This is a genomic window from Undibacterium sp. Dicai25W (assembly GCF_049340505.1).
GTDB classification, from domain to species: Bacteria; Pseudomonadota; Gammaproteobacteria; order Burkholderiales; family Burkholderiaceae_D; genus Undibacterium; species Undibacterium jejuense.
This window is the reverse complement of sequence record NZ_JBMPOQ010000021.1, coordinates 1-25,966: the sequence shown is the minus strand read 5'-3', so window position 1 is coordinate 25,966 and position 25,966 is coordinate 1. Positions and strand designations below refer to the sequence as shown.

At 45.8% G+C, this 25,966-nt stretch carries 22 protein-coding genes; 13 read left to right on the top strand and 9 right to left on the bottom strand.

The window, feature by feature from the left end; translation table 11 throughout:
• Positions 1–196: 196 nt before the first annotated feature.
• Entirely contained in the window at positions 197–955 is a 759-nt protein-coding gene (locus tag ACO0KY_RS17020) for a carbonic anhydrase (protein ID WP_423048032.1), read from the top strand.
• Between the two features lie 160 nt (positions 956–1,115).
• Here the strand turns inward: ACO0KY_RS17020 and htpG are convergent, their stop codons facing one another.
• Positions 1,116–3,023 (bottom strand): molecular chaperone HtpG, encoded by a 1,908-nt coding sequence (htpG, locus tag ACO0KY_RS17015; protein WP_423048030.1) that lies wholly within the window; start codon positions 3,021–3,023, stop codon positions 1,116–1,118.
• A gap of 209 nt (positions 3,024–3,232) precedes the next feature.
• A complete protein-coding gene (gene cysS, locus ACO0KY_RS17010; protein WP_423048028.1) occupies positions 3,233–4,606 on the bottom strand; it encodes a cysteine--tRNA ligase in 1,374 nt (457 codons plus the stop codon).
• Positions 4,607–5,059: 453 nt separating this feature from the next.
• Between cysS and ACO0KY_RS17005 the strand changes: the two genes are divergently transcribed.
• Positions 5,060–6,130 (top strand): GGDEF domain-containing protein, encoded by a 1,071-nt coding sequence (locus ACO0KY_RS17005; RefSeq protein WP_423048026.1) that lies wholly within the window; start codon positions 5,060–5,062, stop codon positions 6,128–6,130.
• 35 nt (positions 6,131–6,165) lie between these two features.
• Here ACO0KY_RS17005 and ACO0KY_RS17000 read toward each other — a convergent pair whose 3' ends face one another.
• Positions 6,166–7,587, bottom strand: a complete 1,422-nt coding sequence (locus tag ACO0KY_RS17000) for a PLP-dependent aminotransferase family protein (protein ID WP_423048024.1) — start codon at positions 7,585–7,587, stop codon at positions 6,166–6,168.
• A gap of 273 nt (positions 7,588–7,860) precedes the next feature.
• Between ACO0KY_RS17000 and ACO0KY_RS16995 the strand changes: the two genes are divergently transcribed.
• The 9 genes from ACO0KY_RS16995 (at position 7,861) to ACO0KY_RS16955 (ending at position 16,874) form a co-directional block, all read left to right on the top strand.
• Positions 7,861–8,457, top strand: a complete 597-nt coding sequence (locus ACO0KY_RS16995; protein ID WP_423048022.1) for a LysE family translocator — start codon at positions 7,861–7,863, stop codon at positions 8,455–8,457.
• A gap of 40 nt (positions 8,458–8,497) precedes the next feature.
• Positions 8,498–9,391: a DMT family transporter gene (locus ACO0KY_RS16990; protein ID WP_423048020.1), complete on the top strand. Its 894-nt coding sequence runs from the start codon at positions 8,498–8,500 to the stop codon at positions 9,389–9,391.
• A gap of 205 nt (positions 9,392–9,596) precedes the next feature.
• A complete protein-coding gene (locus ACO0KY_RS16985) occupies positions 9,597–10,055 on the top strand; it encodes a RidA family protein (protein ID WP_423048018.1) in 459 nt (152 codons plus the stop codon).
• Positions 10,056–10,170: 115 nt separating this feature from the next.
• Positions 10,171–11,364: a PLP-dependent aminotransferase family protein gene (locus tag ACO0KY_RS16980; RefSeq protein WP_423048016.1), complete on the top strand. Its 1,194-nt coding sequence runs from the start codon at positions 10,171–10,173 to the stop codon at positions 11,362–11,364.
• A gap of 321 nt (positions 11,365–11,685) precedes the next feature.
• Positions 11,686–12,507, top strand: coding sequence for a substrate-binding periplasmic protein (locus ACO0KY_RS16975; RefSeq protein WP_423048014.1), 822 nt, complete (start codon positions 11,686–11,688; stop codon positions 12,505–12,507).
• A gap of 28 nt (positions 12,508–12,535) precedes the next feature.
• Positions 12,536–14,518: an ATP-binding protein gene (locus ACO0KY_RS16970; protein WP_423048012.1), complete on the top strand. Its 1,983-nt coding sequence runs from the start codon at positions 12,536–12,538 to the stop codon at positions 14,516–14,518.
• 101 nt (positions 14,519–14,619) lie between these two features.
• On the top strand, positions 14,620–15,342 hold the full coding sequence (locus tag ACO0KY_RS16965; RefSeq protein ID WP_423048010.1) for a pseudouridine synthase: 723 nt from the start codon (positions 14,620–14,622) through the stop codon (positions 15,340–15,342).
• Between the two features lie 130 nt (positions 15,343–15,472).
• The gene (locus ACO0KY_RS16960) at positions 15,473–16,084 is read left to right on the top strand and encodes an AAA family ATPase (RefSeq protein ID WP_423048008.1); all 612 of its coding nucleotides are present in this window, start codon (positions 15,473–15,475) and stop codon (positions 16,082–16,084) included.
• A 190-nt stretch (positions 16,085–16,274) separates the two neighbouring features.
• Positions 16,275–16,874: a lysophospholipid acyltransferase family protein gene (locus ACO0KY_RS16955; protein ID WP_423048006.1), complete on the top strand. Its 600-nt coding sequence runs from the start codon at positions 16,275–16,277 to the stop codon at positions 16,872–16,874.
• Between the two features lie 185 nt (positions 16,875–17,059).
• Here ACO0KY_RS16955 and ACO0KY_RS16950 read toward each other — a convergent pair whose 3' ends face one another.
• Positions 17,060–18,139, bottom strand: a complete 1,080-nt coding sequence (locus tag ACO0KY_RS16950; RefSeq protein WP_423048005.1) for an acyltransferase family protein — start codon at positions 18,137–18,139, stop codon at positions 17,060–17,062.
• Between the two features lie 255 nt (positions 18,140–18,394).
• Between ACO0KY_RS16950 and ACO0KY_RS16945 the strand changes: the two genes are divergently transcribed.
• Positions 18,395–19,120 carry a flagellar basal body-associated FliL family protein gene (locus ACO0KY_RS16945; protein WP_423048003.1) on the top strand — a complete coding sequence of 242 codons (726 nt, stop codon included), beginning with the start codon at positions 18,395–18,397 and terminating at the stop codon, positions 19,118–19,120.
• A 107-nt stretch (positions 19,121–19,227) separates the two neighbouring features.
• Here ACO0KY_RS16945 and ACO0KY_RS16940 read toward each other — a convergent pair whose 3' ends face one another.
• The 3 genes from ACO0KY_RS16940 to thiL form a co-directional block, all read right to left on the bottom strand.
• Positions 19,228–19,713, bottom strand: a complete 486-nt coding sequence (locus ACO0KY_RS16940; RefSeq protein WP_423048001.1) for a CinA family protein — start codon at positions 19,711–19,713, stop codon at positions 19,228–19,230.
• Positions 19,714–19,843: 130 nt separating this feature from the next.
• Positions 19,844–20,368 (bottom strand): phosphatidylglycerophosphatase A, encoded by a 525-nt coding sequence (locus tag ACO0KY_RS16935; RefSeq protein WP_423047999.1) that lies wholly within the window; start codon positions 20,366–20,368, stop codon positions 19,844–19,846.
• Positions 20,365–21,333 carry a thiamine-phosphate kinase gene (thiL, locus tag ACO0KY_RS16930; RefSeq protein ID WP_423048076.1) on the bottom strand — a complete coding sequence of 323 codons (969 nt, stop codon included), beginning with the start codon at positions 21,331–21,333 and terminating at the stop codon, positions 20,365–20,367. Before thiL ends, ACO0KY_RS16935 begins: the two co-directional genes overlap by 4 nt.
• A gap of 346 nt (positions 21,334–21,679) precedes the next feature.
• Between thiL and ACO0KY_RS16925 the strand changes: the two genes are divergently transcribed.
• On the top strand, positions 21,680–23,992 hold the full coding sequence (locus ACO0KY_RS16925) for an NADP-dependent malic enzyme (protein WP_186913987.1): 2,313 nt from the start codon (positions 21,680–21,682) through the stop codon (positions 23,990–23,992).
• A gap of 62 nt (positions 23,993–24,054) precedes the next feature.
• Here ACO0KY_RS16925 and ACO0KY_RS16920 read toward each other — a convergent pair whose 3' ends face one another.
• Both ACO0KY_RS16920 and alkB read right to left on the bottom strand, forming a co-directional pair.
• Positions 24,055–24,972: a 5'-nucleotidase gene (locus ACO0KY_RS16920; protein WP_423047996.1), complete on the bottom strand. Its 918-nt coding sequence runs from the start codon at positions 24,970–24,972 to the stop codon at positions 24,055–24,057.
• Between the two features lie 52 nt (positions 24,973–25,024).
• A complete protein-coding gene (gene alkB / locus ACO0KY_RS16915; RefSeq protein ID WP_423047994.1) occupies positions 25,025–25,675 on the bottom strand; it encodes a DNA oxidative demethylase AlkB in 651 nt (216 codons plus the stop codon).
• Between the last annotated feature and the right edge of the window lie 291 nt (positions 25,676–25,966).

Genomic DNA, 25,966 nt, shown 5'->3' with positions numbered 1-25,966 from the left:
TACAATGCAAAATGTTTTGAAAAAATAATTCGGAAGTCATTGTTCAGAAATAGTAATCAGGTATAAGTATCGTAATCTTTGAAGATCGTTTTTACTCATTTGCTTCCGAGGTAATTTTTAGAAATTGAACTCACTGACTTTGAGTCTGTGTTTTTAGCTGAAGGTATGTTGCATCCCTATTTTATGGAGATTGAAAATGAATAAAAAGTTAATCGCTGCTATGACTTGTGCTGCTTTCGCAATGTCATTTGGTATGGCCCATGCATCAGACAAAGGTGCTCCTGCCCATTGGAGTTATGATGGCAAAACTGCGCCAACTAAATGGGCAGATCTGGACGAGGCAAACTCTGCTTGCAAAATCAGTAAAGAGCAATCTCCGATTGATATCGTTAAATCAAAAGTGACAAAAGCTGCCTTGCCAGCACTCGATTTTTCTTATAAATCTAGTACAGCAGAAGTCGTTAATAATGGTCATACAATCCAGATTAATTTGCCAGCAGGTAGTAGCTTGAAAGTTGGTAATGACGAAGCGGCACTGTTGCAATTCCATTTCCATACACCAAGTGAAGAAAAAATTGATGGCGTTAATTATCCAATGGTGGCGCACTTCGTTCACAAAAATGCAGATGGCAAATTATTTGTAGTTGCGGTCCTGTTTAAAGCTGGCAAAGAAAATGCGACGTTGGCTCCAATATTTTCAGCGCTTCCAGCGGAAGGTACGCCAACGAGTTTAGCAAGTTTTGATCCATCCAAAGTTTTACCAGGTAAGCTCTCTTACTACAAATTCATGGGCTCTTTAACGACACCACCTTGTAGCGATGGCGTTCGCTGGCACGTACTGAAACAGCCAGTAGAGATCTCCAAAGCACAGATCGCAGCATTCAAAAAAATGTACAAAATGAATGCGCGTCCTGTGCAACCTTTGAACGGTCGCGTTGTTGAAGTGAGTGAGTAAATTGCAATATGCTCAGAGAGACAGGAAATAGTGAATCACCTAAACCTGCTTCTATCTTCCCTCTCTTGCTAGCTTGAAAAAAGCCCGGTGACAATTCTGTCCCCGGGCTTTCTCATTTTATGGCTGTGTTTAGATTAGCAGCCGATTATGTGTCGCTTATTTACTTACTCAACAGCATTTCATTCAAACGTTTTACGAAGCTGCTTGGATCAGCCAAGGTGCCGCCTTCTGCCAGCAAAGCCTGATCAAACAAAATGTGTGACCAGTCACTGAATTTGGCTTCTTCGTATTTCAGTTTTTGCAGCAAAGGATGATCTGGGTTGACTTCCAGAATTGGTTTCGACTCTGGTGCAGCTTGACCCGCTGCTTTCAACATGCGCGCCAGATTGCCGGACAAGTCGTGTTCGTCCGCCACAAGGCATGCTGGTGAATCGGTCAAACGGAAAGTGACGCGCACATCTTTGGCCTTATCTGCCAGCGCCGTTTTCATCTTTTCGACCAGATCTTTGAACTCGGTTTCAGTTTCTGCGTGGTGTTTTTTCTCAGCTTCATCTTCCAATGTGCCCAGATCCAAACCGCCTTTCGCCACAGAAGCCAATTCTTTGCCTTCGAATTCACTCAGGAAAGACAACATCCATTCATCAACGCGATCGGTCAGTAACAAGACTTCGACGCCTTTTTTGCGGAAGATCTCTAAGTGCGGGCTATTTTTAGCTGTCGCATAGCTCTCTGCCGTGACGTAGTAGATCTTGTCCTGGCCTTCTTTGGCACGTGCCAGATAGTCAGCCAATGACACGTTTTGCACGTCGCTGTCGTTATGTGTCGAAGCAAAGCGCAACAGTTTCGCGATGCGATCTTTATTGGTCGCATCTTCACCGATGCCTTCTTTCAATACCTGACCGAATTCTTTCCAGAATGTCGCGTATTTTTCGTGTTTAGCTGCTGCTTCATCGCCTTCGGCATTCGCTAAATCTTCCAACATGCCCAGTACGCGCTTGGTAGAACCATCACGGATTGCTTTGATGTCGCGGCTTTCTTGCAGAATCTCGCGAGATACGTTCAGTGGCAGATCGTTGGAGTCAATCACACCTTTGACAAAGCGCAGATAGACAGGCATCAATTGTTCTGCATCGTCCATGATGAAAACGCGTTTAACGTACAGCTTAATGCCGCCACGCTTGTTGCGATCCCACAGATCAAATGGTGCACGCGCTGGGATGTACAGCAGTTGCGTATAGTCGCTACGACCTTCAACGCGGTTGTGCGTGTGGGTCAGTGGTGCGCTGTAATCATGGGAAACATGTTTGTAAAACTCTTCGTATTGTTCCGGTGTGATTTCGGATTTGCTACGTGCCCACAATGCGCTGGCTTGGTTCACTGTCTCAAATTCATCTTTGAGAACTTGTTCTTTTTTCTCCTCATCCCATTCCTCTTTTTGCATTTTGATAGGCAGAGAGATATGGTCGGAATAGGTGCGGATCACGGACTTGAGTTTCCATGCGGACAAGAATTCGTCTTCGCCTTCGCGCAGGTGCAAGATGATATCAGTACCGCGGCCTGCTTTAGTGATGTCTTCAACGCTGAAGTCACCCGCGCCTTCGGATTCCCAGCGCACGCCTTCAGAAGCAGATGCGCCAGCACGACGAGATTCAACAGTGATGCGATCAGCAACGATAAAGCCAGAATAGAAACCAACACCGAACTGACCAATCATGGCGGCGTCTTTTTGCTGATCACCAGACAGTTTGCCAAAGAATTCTTTGGTGCCAGATTTAGCAATCGTACCCAGATGTTCGATCGCATCGGCTTTGCTCATGCCGATACCGTTATCAGAAATAGTGATGGTACGTGCGGCCTTATCGAAGGTCACTTTGATTTGCAGCTCAGCGTCGTTTTCAAACAATGCAGCGTTATTGATCGCTTCAAAACGCAGTTTGTCGGAGGCATCCGATGCATTGGAGATTAACTCGCGCAAGAAGATTTCCTTGTTGGAGTACAAGGAGTGAATCATCAATTGCAGTAATTGTTTGACTTCGGCCTGAAAGCCCAGAGTTTGTTTTTCTGACATGTTTTTCCTCGGAAATTAGGTTAGGAAGGTCGTTTTAAATAAAATTGAATCAAATGGATTAAATGTGAATCAAAAAACTAGCTCTCCCGAGGTGGGGACGTAGCACGAGATTTCAAGTTTTTCGATGCAATAAACCTTGCTCGTTGACGTAAAAAAAACGCCGGACTTTTCAGTCGCGGCGCTTTATCGATTCGGAGCTGGCGCTGGGATTACAAACGTTTGATATTCATGCTGCCAGCTTTGTCTTCGACTTCAAATCCCAGTGCATGCAATGCGGCGCGTAAGCGATCGGCCTCTGCCCAGTTTTTAGCTGCGCGTGCTGCCTGGCGTTGCTCTGCCAGTGCTTGCACTTCGGCTGGCACTTCTAATGCTTGCGGCACCCAGTTGGCCAGACCTAAACCAAAAATTTGATCGAATTCAGCGACCGTCGCCTTTTTATCGGCATCAGAAATGTCGGCTTTCAACATTTCCCAGACCAATGCCAGTGCACGCGGCACGTTCAAGTCTTCATTCACAAAAGTCGTGAATTTTTCTTTGAATTCAGCACTCACACTACCGCCAGCTGGCCAGGCGTAGAAGGTATCGCGCAAACGTTGTAGCGCGGTTTGTGCTGCTTGCAAAGCTTCAAAGCTGAATTGCATCTGGCTGCGGTAGTGTGCAGTCAGGCACAAATAGCGATAGGCAAGCGGATCGATGTGTTGATCCAGCAAGGTTTGTAAGCGCAGGAAATCACCGCTGGATTTGGACATCTTGCCAGAATCAATTTGCAAGAAATAACCGTGCATCCAAAAGTTCGCCAGGCGCGTTCCGTGGCAAGCCTGGTTCTGGGCGATTTCATTGCTGTGATGAATAGAAATATGATCTTCGCCACCGCAATGGATATCGAACCACGGTGTCAGATATTTGGCGGACATCGCCGAGCATTCAATATGCCAGCCCGGGAAACCGCGGCCCCATGGGCTATCCCATTCCATCTGGCGCTGTTCGTTTTCCGGACTAAATTTCCATAGGGCAAAATCTGTCGCATTGCGTTTTTCGCCAAGTTCAACACGGCTACCAGCTTTGATGGCGTCGCGTTTGATACGGGCGAGGTAGCCGTAGTCATCTTGCTTGCTGGTATCAAAATAAATGCCATCACTGGTGCGATAGGTAAAGCCTTTGCTTTCGATGCAAGAAATAAAATCGATTTGCTCAGCGATGTGATCTGTTGCTTTGCACCAGATGCTTGGTTCCAGAACATTTAAACGCTGCAAGTCTTGCTTAAAGGCAATCGTAAAACGATCAGCAATTTGCCATGCCGATTCACCGGCTTTGCGGCTGCCTTTTTCCATTTTGTCTTCACCGTCATCGCCATCTGAGACCAGATGACCCACGTCAGTGATGTTAATGACGTGACGGACAGTATGGCCGTTCCATTCTAACGTGCGACGCAAGAGGTCTTCGAACAGATAGGTACGCAAATTACCGATATGCGCGTAGTCATACACGGTAGGGCCGCAGCAATACAACCCGACCCAATCATTACGCAGAGGTGTGAAAGGGCGCAGGCGGCGTTCCCAGTTATCGTAAAGAAGTATGTCCATCTTGGTTTAACAATGAAAAAGAGTAAGAAATTGAAAGAACTTGGTGCGCGCGATTAACGGACTTTCGTCACGGTGTTAATCGGCAATAGATAATGCAGCCTCAACAGCAACAACAACGCAAGTCATTGCTGAAAACAGGTGGAAAACCTGTAAAAATGTCAGCAAACTGCGATGTGAAGGGCATAATGTGCATAGTGAGCGCGTAAAAAGGTGGATGAGAATGTAGCATAGATATGTGCTTTCATCCTAAAAAACCATAATTTTCTATCTAAAATACCGAAGTGCGCCGCCAGAATATCTGTGACTTGCGAGTGAGTGCAATGAATGATGCGCATCATTGTCGAAGCAAATTTGCGGCAGATCCGATAAACATTGGGATCTGAGCTTAGGTAGTGATATAGTTTGTAATAATGTTTTTTTAATAATAAATCCTGAGTATGATAGGTATTTAAAATGCAAACGACGTATCAAGAAATTCCTGATGAACAATACCGAACCTATTTCCAGAATCAAGACAGAATCCAGGCACGCTTGGTGGTGCGGGTATTGATGTGGTCTTTGCTGCCACTCAGCTTTATCGATTTGTTGTTCCACGAATTTTCTGTGACTTCGGTAGTGTTGTTGTCGATGCGAGGTTTTGTTCTGGCCTGTTCCTGGTGGTTTTTACAGCAATTGAAGGTGCTGGGTGCGGCGCCTGTCATCGATAAATATTTACTCCGTTGGGTGGTGCTGGTCATGCTGATGCAACTGGTCAGCAACGCCTGCACGCCAAGAGATTACTTCGGACATTACCTAATCGATATCTGGGGTTGTCTGATGACCTTCATTGTGGTGCCGCTGCCTCTCAAGATGTTGCGTCTACCGGTGGTGAGTTTTGTGATTGTTTCACTACTTCTGATGGTATTCAAACATGCACCTTATTATGGATATTCGCTTGGCGTTGCTATGATGTTGCCAGCGAGTGCTGTGACTGGTCATGCCATTGCCAGTTACGTGCATCGCTATCGCCGTAAGTTGTTAAGTGCCGAGCAAGAATTGGAACGTCAGGCAAGTATTGATCCGGTAACGGGTGTGGCCAATTGGCGCGAATTTATGCGAATTGCCGAAGCTGAATTACAACGTCATGCGCGTTTGACAAAACCGATGTCAATGCTAGTGCTGGATGTTACAGATTTTAAAAAAATTAATGATGAATACGGCCCGGAAACTGCCGATATTATTCTTGTCGAGGTAACCCGTCGTATTAAGCGGGTTATGCGGTCCTACGATAATCTGGCGCGTTACGGTAGTGATGAGTTTTGTGTTTTGTTGCCTGAAGCAGCGGCAAACGATGCAGAAAAAATCGCCGGACGTACCCGCACCACTGTTGTGTCTATGCCTGTGACCGTATCCGGCAAAGAAATCAAAATTGATGCCACGATAGGTGTGGCAACGATGCGCGAAGGTGACAATGTGTCTGCTTTATTGCATCGTGCCGGCGATGCTCGTGGCAAGGGTAAAGTGTCGACTTTTATGGTTGCTTAAATTGTTCTAAATCACGCAATTTGGTTGAAAATTTTTTAGCGCAGTTCATTTTTTAAAAAGTCCCACACACCTGCATCTGACATCGCAGCGATGTTGATACGCATTTTGGTCGACGGTGCCTGGTGGGGGGAGAACAAACTACCTGGCGCAAGCAGGTATCCTTGCTCGAGGGCTTTCTCGGTGAGCTTGTTGGTATCCACACCAGTTTCTGTCCACAAAAACATCCCCGCCGGAGTGCGATAATCAACTTTGATGCCTATATGTTCGAGTCGCTTGGTGATGTCATCTCTGACGCCATCGAGCTTCACGCGGATACGATCAACATGTTTTCGATAGTGACCTTCGGAGAGAATTTTGTACACGACACGTTCGCCGATTTCCGTTGTCGTGAGTGTTGATAGCATCTTGCGATCGGATAAGCGGATAGCCAGTTCTGCTGAAGTCGCGATAAAACCAACGCGCAAATTGGCGGCCAGTGTTTTAGAAAATCCGCCCAGATAAATGACACGATTTAGTTGATCCAGCGCAGCGATGCGGGTCGCCGATTGCACGGCACTGCCGGGATGCATATCGCAGTAAATATCATCTTCCACCACAATGAAGTCATGTAACTCCGCAGTTTTCAACACTTGAAATGCTTTGGCCGCTGACAATGAAGTCGAGGTCGGATTGTGCATGACTGAGTTGATGATATACAACTTCGGTTTGTGTATTGCTGCCAGTTCTGCCAATTTAGCGACGTCGGGACCATCATGCAGGCGCGGAATACCGATCACTTTGGCACCAAGAATCGCAAACGATCCAAACATCAAAAACCACGCCGGATCATCGACAAAAATGGTATCGCCAGGACGTGTAAATTCACGGGCGACCAGATCCAATGCTTGCGTCACGCCGGTTGTCATCACGATTTGTTCTGGTGCTGCGGCGATTTCCAGCTCAGCCAGTTTGAGTTGCAATTGCTGACGCAGCGGCAGAAACCCTTGTGGCGTACCGTAATGCAGTAACAAATTTTGATTCAGACGACTGATCGCTCGTAAGCCGTTCGCGACCAATTCACCATCGAGCCAATCATGTGGTAATACGCCGGAACCCGGCATTTTTTGAGGTGGTAATTGGCGAAACATATTGCGCACCAGCCACACCACATCCATTTGCTGCGAGCCAGTTACGGCCTGCGTTGCGACGGGGGCATTACTCAGCATCGATGCTCGTTCACGGACAAAAAAACCTGCGCCGCGACGTGATTCCAGATAGCCCTTGGCGACCAACCTGTCATACGCTTCGACCACCGTGAAACGTGATACATGCTGTTCATCAGCAAATTGCCGGATCGAAGGCATACGCGCACCCGTACGCAGCAACTTGTCGTCGATACGGTTGGCAACTGCTGCCACAATTTGTTCTACCAGAGAATCCCCGGAGTCGCGCGAAATATAAAAGGTAGGCGTTTGCATGAGCTTTTCTTCGTTTCTTCGTTATTGGCAGTCTGTATTGGGGAATTGACCAGAACAGTGTGGTGATTATCGTTTTTTGTGTATTGGTACTGTATTGGTTTTTGCGTTTAGGATAGCACAAACGCTGATGAAAAAGAGTGCAGTGCCGAAGATGGTTCTGTCGCCAATGCGTATTCTGTTTCAGATTGCATTCGTACATGACAGACACCATTAGCATTGAACATCATTTAAAAACAAAACGCGCCAAATTTTCCGCCGGAAGCAGGACACCACATGCCATTTACAGAATTTATCGCCTTTTCCATCTTCGCCTGGATAGGCTCTTTTACACCCGGTCCGAATGTGGCGATTGCTGCCACTACTGGCGTCAATCACGGTTTGCGCGCGGCATTGCCGCAGGTGATGGGTGTACCGTTGGGATTTGTGCTCATGATGTGGGCGATTGGCCTTGGTGGAGCGTCAGTTTTGTCAGGTCATCCGCACTTGGTATTAGTGATGAAGATTGCCGGCAACGGCTATCTGTTGTGGCTCGCCTGGCGTTTGTGTTTTTCTGCTACCTTGTCTGACAGCAACAGCATGCAACCGTTGAGCGTCAAACAGGCCGCAGTGTTTCAAATGGTGAATCCGAAAGCCTGGATGATGTTGGTTGCCGCAACCTCAACCTATGCAATAGGACAAAGCGAATTTTTTGCTCGTATGGGGTGGATGAGTCTGGGTTTTGCTTTGCCTAGTGCGCTAAGTTTGCTTACGTGGGCATGGATGGGCGACAAATTACGTCATTGGTTGTCAGTCGGGCAGCGCCTACGTCGCTTTAACCTGTGCATGGGGATATCGCTGGCGTTGACTGCGGTCTGGATGTTTAGTCTATAAATAATTTCTAAACCTGACATCGAATTGCATTGGAAAAAATATGAGCACCCTCGCATTGAAACAACAAAAACTGGAAGTCAAAGGTATGTGGCTGGGCTTTGTGGGCGTTGCTATTTTTAGTCTGACTTTGCCTTTCACACGACTTGCCGTGGCAGAGCTTAATCCCGTGTTTGTTTCGATGGGACGCGCTGTTGTAGCGGCAATTTTGGCGGGCTTGATGATGTGGTTGCAAAAAGCACGTCTACCACAGCGATCTGAACTGAAACCATTATTTATCATAGCCTGCGGCGTCGTTTTAGGCTTTCCTTTGTTGAGTACCCTCGCAATGCATCAAGTGCCCGCTGCGCATGGCGCGATCGTGCTGGGAATTTTACCGTTGGCGACAGCACTATTTGCAGCATTACGTTTTCATGAGAGGCCTTCTTTAGGATTTTGGTTGATGGCGGTGCTGGGTAGCGGATTGGTGCTGGGGTTTGCCTTAATGCAAGGTGCAGGTCGTTTGCAATGGGCAGATTTCGCGCTGTTCGGGGCCGTCATTCTGGCAGCGATGGGCTATGCCGAAGGCGGCAGATTGGCGCAAAGTATGAGTGGTTTGCAAGTCATTTCCTGGGCGCTCATCTTGATTTTTCCTGTGACCCTGAGTCTGAGTATCTGGAGTTATTTACAGTACGGCTTGCACGCATCCACTGCGGCTTGGGGTGGGTTCGCCTATGTGTCGGTGTTTTCTATGTTTATTGGTTTTTTGTTTTGGTATAAAGGCCTGGCGACTGGCGGTATTGCAAGGGTAGGGCAGGTGCAATTATTGCAGCCGTTTATGAGCTTATTAGGTGCGGCAATGATCGTCGGCGAGTCCTTGAATCTGATCAATATGCTATTTGCCGTGGCGGTGGTCGTTACCGTCAGTCTGGGGCGACAAATGAAGATTCATCGTTAGAGTAGGGCAAAATTGCAAGCTGACCAAATAAAATCAATAAGACCACTTGAATTTGGGGGTATGAATCGGGCAATGGCAGGCATACAATAGAGAGCTATGCGTAGCATCTACGTGTGTTTCAAATTGCCTTATTGGCATTGCATTATTGCACCGTATTTGTTTTTACCACTCTGGTTGGCTGCGCCACCACTTTTTTGGAATGACCATGTCCTTTTACGAAAAACTCCAAGCACTGAATATTGAATTGCCTACCGTTGCAGCACCAGCTGCTGCTTACGTGATGTATGTACAGACTGGTAATACCGTGTTTCTGTCCGGTCATATTGCCAAAAAAGATGGTAAGGTCTGGGTTGGTCAGTTAGGTAAAAATATTACAACAGAAGAAGGTAAATTGGCTGCTCGCGCTGTCGCGATTGATTTGATGGCAACCTTGCAAGCAGCATGCGGTGGTGATCTGAATCGTGTTAAGCGTATTGTGAAACTGATGAGTCTGGTCAATTCGACGCCTGATTTTACTGAGCAGCATCTGGTGACTAATGGTGCCTCTGAATTGATCGCGGAAGTTTTTGGTGATCAAGGCAAACACGCCCGTTCCGCATTCGGCGTAGCGCAAATCCCTATGGGAGCGTGCGTAGAAATCGAAATGATCGTGGAACTTAACTGATCAGATTCGTCACATAATTAGCACTAAATATGACTGAGGCAATTCAAGATATTTGTCTTAGTTTGAACGATAACAATATTTTGCCAGACATGGCATGACTTCCAGTGAGACCAGCATGAAACTTGAAAATCCTACCCCTATCAATTGGAAATTCTCAGAACGCGCCGAGCAACTGCAAAGCTCCGTTATTCGTGAGATTTTAAAAGTGACCATGCGTCCGGAAGTCATTTCCTTTGCTGGTGGTTTGCCATCACCTGAAACTTTCCCAGTTGAACGCATGAAAGCTGCGTTTGACAAAGTGTTGTCAGAACAAGGTAAAACGGCATTGCAATATGGCCCGACCGATGGCTACGCACCTTTGCGCGAATTTATTGCAGCCTCCTTGTCCACCGCCGATTGCAAAATTTTGCCCGAGCAAATTTTAATGGTATCTGGTTCGCAACAAGGCCTGGATTTATTGGGTAAAGTATTGGTGGATGAAGGTAGTAAAATTTTGGTGGAAACACCAAGCTACCTCGGTGCTTTGCAAGCATTCTCTGTGTATCAACCACAATTTGAATCGGTTGATACGGATGAACATGGTCTGATTCCTGCATCCGTTGCCGCAAAAGGAGAGGGCGCACGTTTGATGTATGCCTTGCCTAACTTCCAAAACCCGACGGGCCGCACCTTGTCGATAGAACGTCGTATGGAGTTGGTAGAGACCTGTGCACGTATGGGTATTCCGCTGATTGAAGATAATCCTTACGGTGATTTGTGCTACAGCGGCGAGCCTTTGCCAAAAATGTTGAATATGAATCCTAACGGCGTGATTTACATGGGGTCGTTCTCTAAGGTATTAACGCCAGGTATTCGTTTGGGTTATGTGGTCGGTCCGGTTCCCCTTATTCGTAAATTAGAGCAAGCGAAACAAGCAGCTGATTTGCATACGGCACAATTGACGCAAATGGTCGTTTATGAAGTGATTAAGGATGGTTTCCTCGGTGAGCACATTCCGACGATTCGTACTTTCTATTCACGTCAGTGCGATGTCATGCTTGAGGCAATGACGAAGTTTTTCCCGCAAGGCGTCACTTGGACCCGTCCAGAAGGCGGCATGTTTATCTGGGTCACTTTGCCTAAGCACATCGACAGCAAATTGTTGTTGGATGAAGCGATTCAACAAAATATCGCTTTTGTTCCAGGTGGTCCTTTCTACGCCAACGAAGCAGAAAAAAATACGCTGCGCTTGTCCTTCGTTACTGTATCGCCAGAACGCATCAACGAAGGTATAGAAAAATTGGGCAAGTTAATTAAAGCCAAAATGTGAAGATTGCCTTATTGAATTCGGTAGAAAAAAGATAAAAACCCGCTTTGTGCGGGTTTTTATATTGGCGGATTCATTGAACAGTGCATTTTTTATTCAGAGGATGCAGAATTTTATGTCAATTCATTGAATAATCGGATTAGCTTTCATTGTATTTTTAATACAAATTTGTGCTGCGTTGATCGCTAAGCATATCAGAGTTATTGTTGCTTGAAAGAACAGTTGGTTGGAGGTGTCTTTTTTATTTGAAATTGTCATCTTGCCTCGCGACTATTCAGGCGTTAGACTGAATAAAATTCTTCTATCATAATAAGAGGTGTTGCAATGAGGCCATATTTTAGAGCAGGCAAGTTGTTATATGTGGCTAGCATCTTTTTTCTGATAAGTTTACAACTACTTGCTGCTCCCTCTCAGGCTCAGGAGGTATGTAAAAAGTTGTTAGCGACCGGGAATCCAGAATACCCCCCTTTTTTATGGCGTGATGCGCAAGATGAAAGTCATTTGATCGGTGCGAATGCAGAATTGATGCAAGCCTTATCGAAAGAAATTGGCGTGCCGATTGAGGTAAAGTATCTCGGACCTTGGGCCAGAGTACAGGAAGAAGCAAAATTGGGCCATGTCGACTTAATTGCCGGCGCGTTTTTTACCCTGCCGCGCCTTGATTACATGGATTATTTTTATCCGGCGTTTCGCGAAACCAGGACGGCTATCTGGACCAAAAAAAATAGTAAATTGGTCTACCGTAAATGGAGTGATCTGGTTGGCAAAAATGGCATCACCGTGATTAATAATAGCTTTGGCGAAGATTTTGATCGCTATGCCAAAGAGTCTCTGAAAATCGTTACCGTATCTAGTCTGGAGCAAGCCTTGGCTATGCTCAACCTATCCAGGGCGGATTATTTGATCTATGAAGAGGATCCAGGTCTGGCGTACGTTGCTAAATTGAATATGAATGATGTAAAAACATTGCCAACTGCGGTTGCCAACGAAAATTTATATTTGACGATGGCGCATAAATCTCCCTGCAATACACCAGAAATGCGAGGTCGTATTTCTAAAGCTTTATACGTATTGGACAAGCAAGGTTTGATGAATAAATTGGTGACATTCAATATCCAATTGTGGCGTAAGCAGCAGTCCAAATAATCCCAGGGTTTCCAGATTGAGGTTAATTTTGCGGAAACTTTCGTTAAGACAAATATCCATATTAGGCGTCGCACTTGGTATCTTATTGCCAGCCATGGTGTTCGGTTACTTCATGACAGTGGCGAGGTATGAGCGTGAATTACAGCTGCGCATACGCGTGCCGATGGCGCAAAATGCCGACATGTTATCTAAAGCGATGGAAGTTCCGCTTTGGAACGTCGATAAAGAAGTTAGTAAGCAATTCGTGCAAGCAGTCATGCGAAATCGTGAGGTGATCAGCCTCGTTGTGACCGACGAAGCTGGTAATGTTTTTGTTCGCAGTGATAAAGTCCGTAAGCCCGGTATTCATACCCTAAAAGAAGAACGTCCAATTTACCTCGAAACGAAAGTGATTGGTAAAGTCGTCCTGGAAATGACAACTGAATATGTCAATCGGGATTTGTTAGATGACATTTTTAAACTTGGCGCAGGTCTTGTCGCACAGGTAATTTTCTCGTTCGCATTAATATGGTTTTTATTTGACCGGCGTATCGTGCGTCCTATTCAAGCACTCCAAGCCGCTACTGCAAAGCTCGCCAGCGGCAAACTAGATGAGCCCTTAGTGTTACAACGTCAGGATGAAATCGGAAATTTAGCATCCGGTCTGAATCAAATGCGACTCAATCTTGGGCAACTGATTTCTGAAAGAGAACAGCAAAATATTATCTTGCAACAAGAACTCAAAGAGCGTTTACGCGTTGAGCAGGCCTTGCGTGACACTGAAGAAAAATTCATAGGAATTTTTCAGGCTTCGCCGGTAGCGATGAGTGTTTTGCGTAAAAATAATCAGTACCGGATCGTCGACGTTAACGATGCTTGGGTGCGGCAGTTTGCGTGGTCGGCTGAAACAATACTCAGCAATCTGGAAATACAAGAAGACCTATGGCGCAATTCCGAAGATTATGCGCAAGTCCTGCGGCTACTTGAGCGAGATGGCGAGTTGCAGGGGTTTGAGGCATGGCTACGTTGTGGCACAGAAGATAAGACGTTGTTATGTCAAATATCCGGACGTTTAATTCGCTTTGGTGACGAGCCATTTTTGATACTTGTGCAAGAAGATATCACCGAAAAACGTCAGAATGAAAAAGACATTCTCAACATGAATGTTACGCTGGAACGTCGTGTCTCAGAAAGGACGCACGAGTTGGAAGAAGCAAATAATGAACTCACAGTAGTGCTTGAGAACTTGCAACGCGCTCAGCAAGAGTTATTGCGAACCGAAAAAATGGCAGCTCTTGGATCATTGGTGGCAGGTGTTGCGCATGAACTCAATACACCAATCGGTACCAGCGTCACAGTTGCCAGTACCTTACAAGAACAAACAGATGATATTTTGCAGCAGTACAGTCACGGCTTACGTAAATCTGCATTAGAAGAGTATTTAAAAAATGCCAGAATGGGAACAGATTTGCTTCTGCGTAATTTGAGTAAAGCTTCTGAACTGGTTACTAGTTTTAAACAAGTGGCGGTTGATCGTACCAGTGCCAACCGGCGCGTTTTTGCCCTCCATGAAATGGTGAGCGAACTGATACTCACCCTCGGCCCCATGATACGTAAAACCAAACACGAAGTGGTTTCGGATATTCCAGAGAAAATGATGATGGATAGCTATCCGGGCGCGATGGGACAAGTCATGACCAATCTGATTAACAATGCATTCATTCATGCATTTGGGGGCGAAAGTAGAGGAACGGTGACGATCAGTGCACGTTTTTTTGACATTGATCGAATTGAAATTATCGTTAAAGATAACGGCAAAGGGATAATTCCAGTCAACTTAGGACGTATTTTTGATCCATTTTTTACAACTCGGCTTGGGCAAGGTGGTAGCGGATTAGGTTTAAATATTGTGTACAACCTGATTAAAGACGTACTAGGCGGGGATATTTCTGTCGATAGTATCGTGGGTAAAGGAACAAGTTTCACGATTGTGCTTCCTCGTATTGCAAAAATTGCGGATGAGCAAAACTAATGTCATTTAAATACTTATACTTGTCACTTGTATTGACTTGGAGTATTGATTTGGCTTTTGCGCGCTAGCCTTGCATGGGGCTGATCTGCTAAAGTTGCAGTATGAGTAAATTATCCTTAGATCGTATCCTGCAATCGCAGGGCTTTGGTTCACGCAAATATTGCCGTGAACTGCTATCCGACGGCGAAGTCAGTATTGCTGGCGAAGTCGTTGATGACTATAAACTGACCGTTGAGACGGAAGGCTTGGTGTTTCGTATTTTTGATGAAGACTGGGAATATCGCGAGCATATATATATTGCGCTCAACAAACCCGCGAATTTTGAATGCTCTCGCAAGCCTAGTCATCACCCCGGAGTATTGACTTTATTGCCAGAACAATTTACCTGGCGCGATGTGCAGCCAGTCGGACGATTAGACCATGATACGACTGGCATGTTATTAATGTCGGACGATGGGCCTTTTATCCACGCACAGTCTTCACCTAAACGGCACATTCCTAAAGTTTATCAAGCTACTACGGCAGAACCAGTAACTACTGAACTCGTGAATTCTCTGTTGAGTGGTGTGCAATTACATGACGAACCCGCACCGTTAGCTGCGCTGTGGTGTCGTCAATTGGATACGAATCAGATAGAAATTGTCCTGGAACAAGGTAAATATCATCAGGTCAAGCGTATGCTCGCTGCTGCAGGTAATCATTGCGCAGCCTTGCAACGTACAGCGATCGGGCAACTGAAGTTGAGTTCTCTAAATTTACAAGAAGGCGAATGGTGTTACCTCAGTGTTGAGCAAATGGCGTTATTGGTTGCCGATCAAAACTAGCAAAATATGCTGGCAATAAAATCTAGTTGCCCAATATCTGAGAAGGTAAAGTTACAAACATGCTCTCTTTGAGTCAAGCTGAATACATGTAAATATTGATATCTGATTTCAACTTGTGGGGAATGTCCGTATGCCAGTCATCGTCGTAGCAAATCCTAAAGGTGGCGTAGGTAAAAGTACGTTTGCGACCAACCTTGCAGGCTATTTCGCCTCGCAAGGGCATAAAGTGATGCTGGGCGACATTGATGCCCAGCAATCTTCCCGTACCTGGTTAGCTCTCAGACCAGAACATTTTCCTGCTATTTCGGCGTGGGAAATTGATGCCAATGCGATTGCTAAACCGCCGAAAGGTACAACACATGTGGTTTTGGACACGCCAGCTGGTCTGAAAGGAAATAAGCTCGATGCCGTATTAAAGTTGGCGGATAAAGTGGTTGTTCCATTACAGCCATCTATCTTTGATATTTTGGCAACTGAAGAGTTTTTTAAGAAACTAGCCAAGCGTGAGCAAAAATGCGAAGTCGGTATTTTGGGTATGCGAGTCAATGCCCGTAGTCGCGCAGCTGATCAACTTACGCACTATGTGCAGCAATTAGATTTACCCGTATTAGGCTATTTGCGTGATACCCAAAATTATGTCCAGCTCGCGGCTCACGGAGCCACGCTGTGGGATGTTGCGCCGTCCCGGGTGGAGAAAGACTTACTCCAGTGGGATGACATACTTAACTGGATACACAAATAATAAGCTTCTGCTAGTTTTTGCTCGTTTCTGCTGTTGCTGAAATTTCTATACGGCGATAAATTGACGTTCATCGGTAAAAAATAGTCCAGTCGTACTAAAGAAAAATTTCCCCCTTTTAAGATATCTCCCTATAATGCCGTCTCGTTCTGGAAGGGGACGAATTTCTCTTTTGATATCAAAGACTTACGGCATGCATTTAACTATTTTTGAAACCCCGTTGATTAATTCTCTGGCACGCTGGATTTCCGTCACTATGTTGCGCTTGCTGGGGTGGCGTATTGAGGGGCAAGCTCCCAGCGAGCAAAAATACGTGCTCATTGCGGCACCACATACTAGTAACTGGGATTTTCCATACACCTTGATGGTTTGTTTTGCGCTGCGCTTACGTGTTTATTGGATGGGGAAGGCAAGCCTATTTCCGCCTGTTTTCGGTCACGTAATGCATTGGCTGGGCGGGATTGCCGTTGATCGTAGCCGCTCGGGTAATCTAGTACAAAGCACAGTTGATGCATTTCATGCCAATCAACGTCTGACAGTGATTGTTCCACCGGAAGGAACCCGCGGCAAAGTCACGCACTGGAAAACCGGGTTTTACTATATCGCTTTGGGAGCTGGTGTACCAATTGCACTCGGATATCTCGATTTTTCTCTTAAAACTGCGGGTATCGGAAAAATGTTTATGCCAACCGGTGACCTGCTTGCCGACATGGAAGAAATTAAGAAGTTTTACAGTGGCATCCACGGTAAAAATCCGCAGCAATTTGATGGCGATAATATCCAAACTAAGTAACAGTTAGTGAATTAAAAACTGATGATCGATCAGTAATCGCACATAAAAAACGCCCTGGTTTCAGAAATAGAAATTTTGAAGCCAGGGCGTTTTGTCTCTTTCGCTTAACAGGTAACAAGCAAAAAAGTAAAAAGCAAAAAAGTAAAAAGCAAAAAAGTAAAAAGCGTGCTCAATTGCAGCAAAAATTATTCAGCAGCGATCGATTTCTTCGGCAGCGTTTCTGCTGGTGACGCCGCAAGTTTTTTTATGCGACCTGTTAATAATGCCGCCATTGGTTGCAAGATTATTTTTTGCGTCAGGCGTTCGCAATAGGGGTGCGCCGTCAGGTATACGATCACAGCGCTACATAACAAGGAAATTGACAGTCTGGCGGTAGGCTCCATGCGCAATATGGCAGGTAAAATCCCAGATTGTTGCAAAATGATTAAGGTCATACCGTGCCACAGAAACACATACATCGATTGCTTACCTATCCTCGATAATCCCAAGTCTTTGCGGCTCAGTAAGTAGAGTAATGCTAAGCCAAGTACGCAAGATACGGTGTATTGCAGCATCTGATATAGCGTCCCGGTTATATTTGCCATCCCGAGGCGATTCAAAGAAAAACTGCCGTACAACCAACGGTAATCGAATAGCGGCGGTAAGAAGAAAATGCTTGAGATTGCAATAGCGACGATCAGCAAGGAGATGATGATCAATCGTCTATCATTTTCTTTAGATGAGAATAATTCGGGACCAATCAATGCACCCACCAAAAAGTAAGGGAAAAATAACAAGGTACGAGAACTGCTCAACAAATACCCTGCATGTTCAGAATAACTTGTTCCCAAGGCCAGAATTAATGACAGTGCAACCGGAAACTGCATTCTCAAAAATAGCGGTAACATCAGGCGCCATGATAATAAACTCATCAGATACCACAGCATCCAATAGGGAGCGACTAAGCCGGCGTAGACACTGAATTTGCCAACTAACACATATTCCGTGCATTCGTAGATCAGTTCAAAAGCAATCAGCGGTGCAACGATATTTTTGATGAGTTGTAATGCTTGTTTTTCATCGACGATTGTTTTGGAGAATATCCCAGATACCAACGCGAACATTGGCATATGAAACGCATATACAAAGATCCAGATTGGACGTAAAAAACTATCATTGGCGATATGCAATTCGATGAAATGTCCAAATACGACCAAAAATATCAGTACCCCTTTGATATTATCTAAAGCGGAATTTCTTTCTGTTGAGGAAAAAGTAGGAAGCATTGGAGGGACTGTAGCAAATAAAAAAAACAGCACATCATAATCGAAACAGCGAAGGATATAATATCCTTAGTTTGTAACGTGCTGCGCTGCATCTAGATTCGGCCGCTTTGCAAATTCTTAGCTATTGAGCAATTGACTTATTTAAATAGACATTTCCCTTCCTTTAAAATTCATGAACTTTTTGCTATGATAAGTTTCCTTCGTGAAATTTTATTTGGGTTACAATCGCTGGTTGGATGAATTCCTGATTTCATTATGCCGAACGAAAAGAACAAAGCGAGCTTGTTGAGTGCGCAGCTAGATTTTGAAGGCGTAGCTAGTCCCCCAGCTAAATCTGAGGCACTGGATTTTTTCGACCTTGATATTGATGCCAACGCGCGCACCGATATGCTTGAGGAGTATCTTCCGTCACCTCTGCTACCCGATTCGCCTGTTTCTGAGCCTCAGATCTCTGCTAATACGGTGGGGACTCCATCTACCGTTGTCAAGGAACCCGTTGTTCCAGAATTGCTGAAACCGCAGAAGTCTGTTTCCAGATCGAATAGTTCTAATAAATCAAGCAAGAAAAAAAAGGAAGGCAAAAGCGATAATTTTGCTTTGTATGCTGCAATTGTCGCGTTATGTGGATTTTTAGCAGTTTTTGTCGCTATTTTTTACGTCAAGGTCATTGCTGACGACGGCGAGACCCCGACCTACCTGACTTTACCTGAGACCGTGGTGAACGTTGACAACAACGTGGTCAGGATAAAAATTACTTTACAAGTCGAAAAGAAAGATAGGGAGTGGCTCAACACAAATAAAGTAACTTTGATGCAGCTTTTACCGATTGTCATGACAAAAATCGATCCAAATGATCTTCATTCTGAAGAAGGCTTCGATTTAGTTCGTGAAAAATTACGCGTAGAACTTAATCAGGAAATGAAAACCGATAAAATTCAATCGGTTTTATTGGATCAATTGTTAATGAAATCTCGTGATTAATATCAGCTTCGGTAGCGTGCTAGCACAACTTGGTTTTTAAGTATGTGTTAAACCGTAGTGTATCGGAACGATTCCAGACACTAAAATAGTCTTTTTAAATCCGCGAATTACATCTCACGCAGGTAGCGCAGCAACCTGTCGAGAGCGTAAACAATTGTCTGTTCCCTAACGGCACGTCGGTCGCCAGAAAATATCCGACGTTCGGTGTGCGTTACACCGCCAACTTTCCAGCCAAAGCAGACGGTACCGACAGGTTTTCCGGGTACCGCGCCAGTAGGACCTGCGATGCCTGTTGTGGATAAGGAGACATGGGCTTCTGAGTTTGCAATGGCACTTTCAGCCATTGCTGCGGCGATTTCTTCGCTGACAGCGCCATGTTGTGCAATCAGTGCCGCAGAGATATCTAGTAACTCGGTTTTAGACGAATTGGAGTAACTGACAAAGCCACAATCAAACCATTCAGAAGAGCCAGCTACCTCAGTAACAGCGTAGGCAATCCCGCCGCCTGTGCAAGACTCAGCAACAGCCAGTAAGAGCTTTCTTGATTTGAGTTCTTCACCGACCTGTATTGCAAGTTCAATAGCATTTAGCATGATGTCTCCCCTAGCTGTTTTTTGGCTGCTTTTTGATTCTATTGCAGACTTACTTTACCACCATGTGCGCAGCATTTGAAGTCTGTTATCAATGAATAGTTTATTTGCAGCGCACATTTACTCATCGTTGCTAAAAGTGTCTCCACACTGCAAAACTAAGCAAGGTAAAAAACGCCGCTACGATGTCATCGAACATGACCCCGAAACCACCTTTAAAGCGCTGATCAAAATAACGAATAGGCGGTGGCTTCAACATGTCAAAAAAGCGAAAAATGATAAATGCGTAAAACTGTGTCTTGAGATCGGCTGGCGTGACTAACAGCAGAACCAGCCAAAACGCAATAATTTCATCCCAGACCATGCTGCCATGATCAGCCACCCCTATATTTTTTCCGGTGATCTTACACGCCCAAACGCCCACAAAAAAACCGATGGAGATAATCCAAAGCCAATGGCTAGGCGTAAAAATATCCGGCCAGCGTTGGCTAAAAAGATCGAATATCAACCACGCCAATAATGTACCGGCCGTACCTGGCATAATGCGGGAAAGGCCGCTACCAAAGCCTTGCGCCAGAATATGTGCCGGATGGCTGAACATAAATTGAGCTGTCGCTTTTTTTATTTTGCTACTTTGCGCTGGAGCTGTACTTGTCATGGCGTGGTGAAATGGTCGAAGGATTGTAAAGAGAGGCTAACCGGATTGGCATGCTGATCCAGAAAACGTAAGCCAGGTTCCGCATCGATGCGTCCGACGCGCGTAACCATAGTATTCGCTGAGGCCGCCGCAGCGACGACCTCTGCCCGCCGTTCTGCTGGTGCAGTAAAGCATAGTTCATAATCATCCCCACCCGACAACGTGAATTGGCGTCGCAATGCTGGCGGAAAATGCTGCAATATTGGTCCCGCAGGCATAGCATCAATTGCTAAGCTAGCGCCTACACGTGAAGACTCAAGAATATGGCCGAGATCGCCGACTAATCCATCTGAAATATCGAGTGCAGCATGGGCAATTCCACGTAGTGCGATACCGAGTGCAACCCGCGGTGTCGGCTGGTGCATGCGTGTTGCTGCTTGCAATTGGTCAGCCGGGCTAAGCTCCAGCTCACGCCAGTAACCAGCTAGTGCCAAACGGGCATCGCCAAGATTTCCAGAAATCCAAATATCATCACCAACTTGAGCGGCGTCACGACGCAAGGCCATCGAGAGCGGTAATTCGCCAAAAATAGTAATGCAGATATTTAGTGGACCCTTCGTTGTATCGCCACCAATCAAACGGCATTGGTGTTGATCAGCAAGCGCAAATAAACCTTTCGAAAATTTCTCCAACCATGCCGGATTGGCTTCTGGTAAAGAAAATGCGAGCGTAAAACCGACGGGCTTGGCCCCCATCGCCGCCAGATCCGATAAATTGACCGCCAGGCATTTATGACCAAGCAGGTAAGGATCTGCATCAGGGAAAAAATGACGCCCAGACACCAACATGTCGCTGGAGATCGCCATTTGCATGCCAGGTGTGATGTTTAATAATGCACAATCATCGCCTATACCTAGGGCAAGATGTTCATCGGGCTTTGTATGTCGCGCAAAGTAGCGCTTGATTAAATCGAATTCTGAGAGCATATAGGCATTGTACTCAAGGAAGTTGCGGTGTCCAGACGGAATCGTTCCTTCGTTAGAAAAACTCATTTTACGTTGAGATTGTTGATGAAATTAAAGTTGTAGATTAGACGTGCAATGTATTAAGCAATTTACAGCGAGCCGACTATCCACAATCGTTCGTCACGTCAACATCTTAAACTGCGTGTTTTTAGGATATTTAGTTTTTAATTTGATAATATCATGTATATCCTTATGCGCTAAAAGCATAGAAGTCGTACAAATACGTATAAAGTTAGAAGATTCCCTCTGATAGAATCACAGGCAAACTTCAGTTTTCCGTAAGCAAAATAGAAAAAAGGCCTACCACATGGATTCGTCAGCAGATCAAAAAGAGCAAATACGTCAACAATTGCGCCAGGCAGCACTCGAATATCACGAGCATCCGACGCCAGGAAAAATCAGCGTCACGCCAACCAAGCAGTTGACGAATCAACGTGATTTGGCACTTGCGTATTCTCCTGGTGTTGCTGCTCCTTGTGAAGAAATTGTCGCCGACCCTGCCGCTGCTTTCAAATACACAGCACGTGGCAATCTGGTTGGTGTGATCACCAACGGCACTGCTGTGTTGGGCTTGGGTAATATTGGTCCACTGGCATCAAAGCCAGTGATGGAGGGTAAGGGCGTACTGTTTAAAAAGTTTGCTGGCATCGATGTGTTCGATATCGAAATCAATGAACCTGATCCAGACAAGCTGGTCGACATCATTGCCTCTCTGGAACCTACTTTCGGCGGCATTAACCTCGAAGATATCAAAGCGCCAGAATGCTTCTACATCGAGCGTAAGCTGCGTGAACGCATGAAGATCCCCGTCTTCCATGATGATCAACATGGCACTGCGATTATCGTTGGCGCGGCAATCATGAACGGCTTAAAAGTTGTTCAAAAAGATATTAAAACAGCGAAATTGGTGGTTTCCGGTGCTGGCGCTGCTGCGTTAGCCTGCCTGGATCTGATCGTTGATCTTGGTTTTCCAATTGAAAATATTTTTGTGACTGATCTGGCTGGTGTGGTTTATAAAGGCCGTGCTGAGTTGATGGATCCGGACAAAGAACGTTTTGCGCAAGACACTACAGCGCGCAGCTTACGCGATGTGATCCCTGGCGCAGATATTTTCCTGGGCTTGTCTGCTGCAGGCGTATTGAAGCAAGACATGGTCACGCAAATGGCGCCGCGCCCTTTGATTTTGGCATTGGCGAATCCGACACCAGAAATTTTGCCGGAAGAAGTTAAAGCCGTCCGTGACGACGCTGTCATGGCGACCGGACGTTCTGACTTTCCGAATCAGGTGAATAACGTCTTGTGCTTTCCGTATATTTTCCGTGGCGCGCTCGATTGCGGTGCAACGACGATTACTCGTGAAATGGAAATCGCTGTGGTACATGCGATTGCTGAGTTGGCACAAGCAGAGCAGTCCGATATCGTAGCATCGGCCTATGGCATCAGCAATTTATCGTTTGGACCTGAATACCTGATTCCTAAACCATTTGATCCACGTCTGATGATCAAGATCGCACCGGCCGTTGCTAAAGCCGCTGAAGAGTGTGGCGTTGCTGCGCGCCCGATCAAAGACATGCAAGCCTACATAGAAAAACTGCAGCAGTTCGTCTATCACAGTGGCACTTTCATGAAACCACTGTTCCAGATCGCTAAAAAAGCGCCAATGGAACGTAAACGCATCGTCTTTGCTGAAGGTGAAGAAGAGCGTGTATTGCGTGCCGTACAAGTGATCGTCGACGAAAAATTGGCAGCGCCAATTCTGGTTGGTCGTCCGCATATTCTGGAACAACGCATAGAAAAATTCGGTTTGCGCCTGCGTCCTGACGTTGACTTCAAAGTCATTAACCCAGAGTTCGATCCACGCTACCGCGAATACTGGCAAGCTTATTACGAAATGACTTGCCGTAAAGGTGTCACAGAACAATACGCAAAATTGGAAATGCGTCGTCGCCATTCCTTAATCGGTGCCATGATGATCCATAAAGGCGATGCCGATGGCATGATTTGCGGCACCTTTGGTACTACTGGCCTGCATTTGAATTACATCAATCAGGTCCTAGGTAAGCGTGAAGGCGTGAATGTCTATGCAGCGATGAACGGTCTGGTATTGCCGGATCGTCAGTTGGTGTTGGTTGATACCCATGTGAACGAAAATCCAACTGCGGAACAAATCGCCGAAATTACGATCCTGGCAGCAGAAGAAATGCGTCGTTTTGGCTTGTTACCAAAAGCGGCTTTGCTGTCGCATTCTAATTTTGGTTCCAGCAACAGCGAGTCCGCACAAAAAATGCGTGCAGCTTTAGCGATCATTCAACGTGATGCGCCGGATCTGGAAGTTGATGGCGAAATGCATGGTGATACCGCCTTGGATGCTAGTTATCGCAAAAAAATGATGCCGGGTTCCAGTTTGAAAGGCGACGCGAATTTGTTGGTGATGCCAAATATCGATGCAGCGAATATTGCTTATAACTTGTTGAAAACAACGGCTGGTAACAATGTCGCGATTGGTCCGATCTTGCTTGGTTGTGCAAAACCAGTCCATATCCTGACGCCGTCTGCTACCGTTCGTCGTATTGTGAATATGACGGCACTGTGTGTGGTGGATGTTGTGGCGCAACGCTAAGTTTTGATGATTGTTTAAAAAGCCGGAGCGCGAACATGCTCCGGCTTTTTTATTTGAACAAATTAATTTGTTTGCGCAGGTGTTTGCTTAATCGGGACCCGCCCAGTCGGAACAACATCAGATGCTGTCAGGCAGTGACCATGTTGATCGTCAAAAAACATATGTGGCTTGAATGCGGATAAGACTGCTGATTTATTCACGCCACCCATAAAGAAAGTTTCATCTATCGCAATGTCCCATGCGCGCAAGGTGCGGATCACGCGTTCATGGGCTGGAGACGCGCGCGCCGTGACGAGTGCTGTGCGCAGTGGGAATGCTCTCCCGTCTGGTGTTTTGAAATGATTTTGCAAATACGACAGCGCTCGCAATAAACGTGCAAATGGACCATCCGGTAAAGTCTTTTTAGCGTTTTCTCGCTCGTGCGATTCAAATGCCTCTACACCTTGTTGTTGGTAGATTCGTTCGGATTCATCCGAAAAAAGTACCGCGTCACCGTCAAAGGCAATCCGGATTTGCTCCATATCCGCAGCGTTGGGAGGCATAGGGTAAAGCATCGCTGAGGCAACTCCAGAATTGATGGCAGCTTGCACATCATCTTCATGTAAGGACAAAAATAAACTGACATTAAACGCATTCAGATAGGGAGCCAGCGGTGCGCCACCTGTCAATGCAGCACGAGTAATGTCCAGTCCGTAATGTTGGATGGAATTGAAAATACGTAACGACGTTTCAGAAGAGTTGCGTGACATGACCACCACCTCCACCATTCTTTCATCGGGTAGGAGTGTATTTAACCTTAATAGTGCTTTGACTAAGGCATAACCAGCACCTGGCTTAAGGACTGTATTTTCATTCTCCAGTTGATGTTGACGAAATGCGTCGAGACCTTGGGTTTGAAAAATCGCGTCTTCCGTTTCCAGATCAAATAAGGCGCGTGAAGAAATTCCTATAACCAGCAAATTATCGAGTGAAAATGCCATGAACCTGCCTCGCGTTGTGTATTTGTTTGCAAGTATCGCATAGATGTCAGGTTTATTTTGCGCGTCTAAACGTCAGGTTAATACGTTGAGAGCCCAGTATGGCATGCGGTTGATCTTTGACGGATTTGACACAATGAAACAGCAGACGCGCAGGGCCGCCCCACACCAGAACATCACCATGTTCGAGTTTAATACTACTGAGCGGGTCGCTACGTTGTAAGCCGCCAAACACAAATATTGCAGGCATTCCTAATGAGACGGAAACAATAGGGTGATTAAAATCCAGTTCGTCTTTGTCTTGATGTAGTGATAGTTTTGTTCCGGGCAAATAGCGATTGATCAGGCAACTATCTGGGATGAACTTGTCGAATCCCGCCGCTCGAGCTGCGTCGATTGCCAAATCTTTGAACCCCTGTGGCATCGCTGGCCAAGGGGCTTGTGAGATGGGATCGAAATGAATATAGCGATAGCCGTGTGTATCCGATATCCAGCCGAACTCACCGCAGCTCGTATTCTGAACTGAAATAGTGCGACCACCAGGCGTTTTCATTTGGCGTAGCGGCGCTTGTCGAAGTATTGCATCCAATTCAGAGATCAGTGTATCCGCACGTTCAACCGCGTACCGTCTTAGTATGACTGCTCCGGGAAATAAGGCTTCAGTCCAGGGAGTGTCCAATTGTTCGTCGAATAGTAAATAGTTCATGATGCTGTTCGATCTCTAATATTTCTAATGAAAGCGTAGTAATTGATGAGTAATCAGAATAGTAGACAGAATAGTAGACCAAGTTTGAGCATTCGTTTTGATGACGGGTTCTATGTTTGCTTAGCCTTTCTTTAAGATATAAATCATTTTCCAAATTCCCCTTGCGTAACAGCACTAAACTTTGCTATAGTTCGCCTCCCGCTAAAACGGGAAGTAAGAAAGAAGCAGCAGCCAGCAACTCCGGCGGTTTGATTTGATGAAATTGACGCGAAAGCGACAACATCTGCATAA

Coding starts and splice junctions, on each gene's coding strand:
- ACO0KY_RS17020 (WP_423048032.1), top strand. CDS start 197: ATGAATAAAAAGTTAATCGCTGCTATGACTTGTGCTGCTTTCGCAATG.
- htpG (WP_423048030.1), bottom strand. CDS start 3,023: ATGTCAGAAAAACAAACTCTGGGCTTTCAGGCCGAAGTCAAACAATTA.
- cysS (WP_423048028.1), bottom strand. CDS start 4,606: ATGGACATACTTCTTTACGATAACTGGGAACGCCGCCTGCGCCCTTTC.
- ACO0KY_RS17005 (WP_423048026.1), top strand. CDS start 5,060: ATGCAAACGACGTATCAAGAAATTCCTGATGAACAATACCGAACCTAT.
- ACO0KY_RS17000 (WP_423048024.1), bottom strand. CDS start 7,587: ATGCAAACGCCTACCTTTTATATTTCGCGCGACTCCGGGGATTCTCTG.
- ACO0KY_RS16995 (WP_423048022.1), top strand. CDS start 7,861: ATGCCATTTACAGAATTTATCGCCTTTTCCATCTTCGCCTGGATAGGC.
- ACO0KY_RS16990 (WP_423048020.1), top strand. CDS start 8,498: ATGAGCACCCTCGCATTGAAACAACAAAAACTGGAAGTCAAAGGTATG.
- ACO0KY_RS16985 (WP_423048018.1), top strand. CDS start 9,597: ATGTCCTTTTACGAAAAACTCCAAGCACTGAATATTGAATTGCCTACC.
- ACO0KY_RS16980 (WP_423048016.1), top strand. CDS start 10,171: ATGAAACTTGAAAATCCTACCCCTATCAATTGGAAATTCTCAGAACGC.
- ACO0KY_RS16975 (WP_423048014.1), top strand. CDS start 11,686: ATGAGGCCATATTTTAGAGCAGGCAAGTTGTTATATGTGGCTAGCATC.
- ACO0KY_RS16965 (WP_423048010.1), top strand. CDS start 14,620: ATGAGTAAATTATCCTTAGATCGTATCCTGCAATCGCAGGGCTTTGGT.
- ACO0KY_RS16960 (WP_423048008.1), top strand. CDS start 15,473: ATGCCAGTCATCGTCGTAGCAAATCCTAAAGGTGGCGTAGGTAAAAGT.
- ACO0KY_RS16955 (WP_423048006.1), top strand. CDS start 16,275: ATGCATTTAACTATTTTTGAAACCCCGTTGATTAATTCTCTGGCACGC.
- ACO0KY_RS16950 (WP_423048005.1), bottom strand. CDS start 18,139: ATGCTTCCTACTTTTTCCTCAACAGAAAGAAATTCCGCTTTAGATAAT.
- ACO0KY_RS16945 (WP_423048003.1), top strand. CDS start 18,395: ATGCCGAACGAAAAGAACAAAGCGAGCTTGTTGAGTGCGCAGCTAGAT.
- ACO0KY_RS16940 (WP_423048001.1), bottom strand. CDS start 19,713: ATGCTAAATGCTATTGAACTTGCAATACAGGTCGGTGAAGAACTCAAA.
- ACO0KY_RS16935 (WP_423047999.1), bottom strand. CDS start 20,368: ATGACAAGTACAGCTCCAGCGCAAAGTAGCAAAATAAAAAAAGCGACA.
- thiL (WP_423048076.1), bottom strand. CDS start 21,333: ATGCTCTCAGAATTCGATTTAATCAAGCGCTACTTTGCGCGACATACA.
- ACO0KY_RS16925 (WP_186913987.1), top strand. CDS start 21,680: ATGGATTCGTCAGCAGATCAAAAAGAGCAAATACGTCAACAATTGCGC.
- ACO0KY_RS16920 (WP_423047996.1), bottom strand. CDS start 24,972: ATGGCATTTTCACTCGATAATTTGCTGGTTATAGGAATTTCTTCACGC.
- alkB (WP_423047994.1), bottom strand. CDS start 25,675: ATGAACTATTTACTATTCGACGAACAATTGGACACTCCCTGGACTGAA.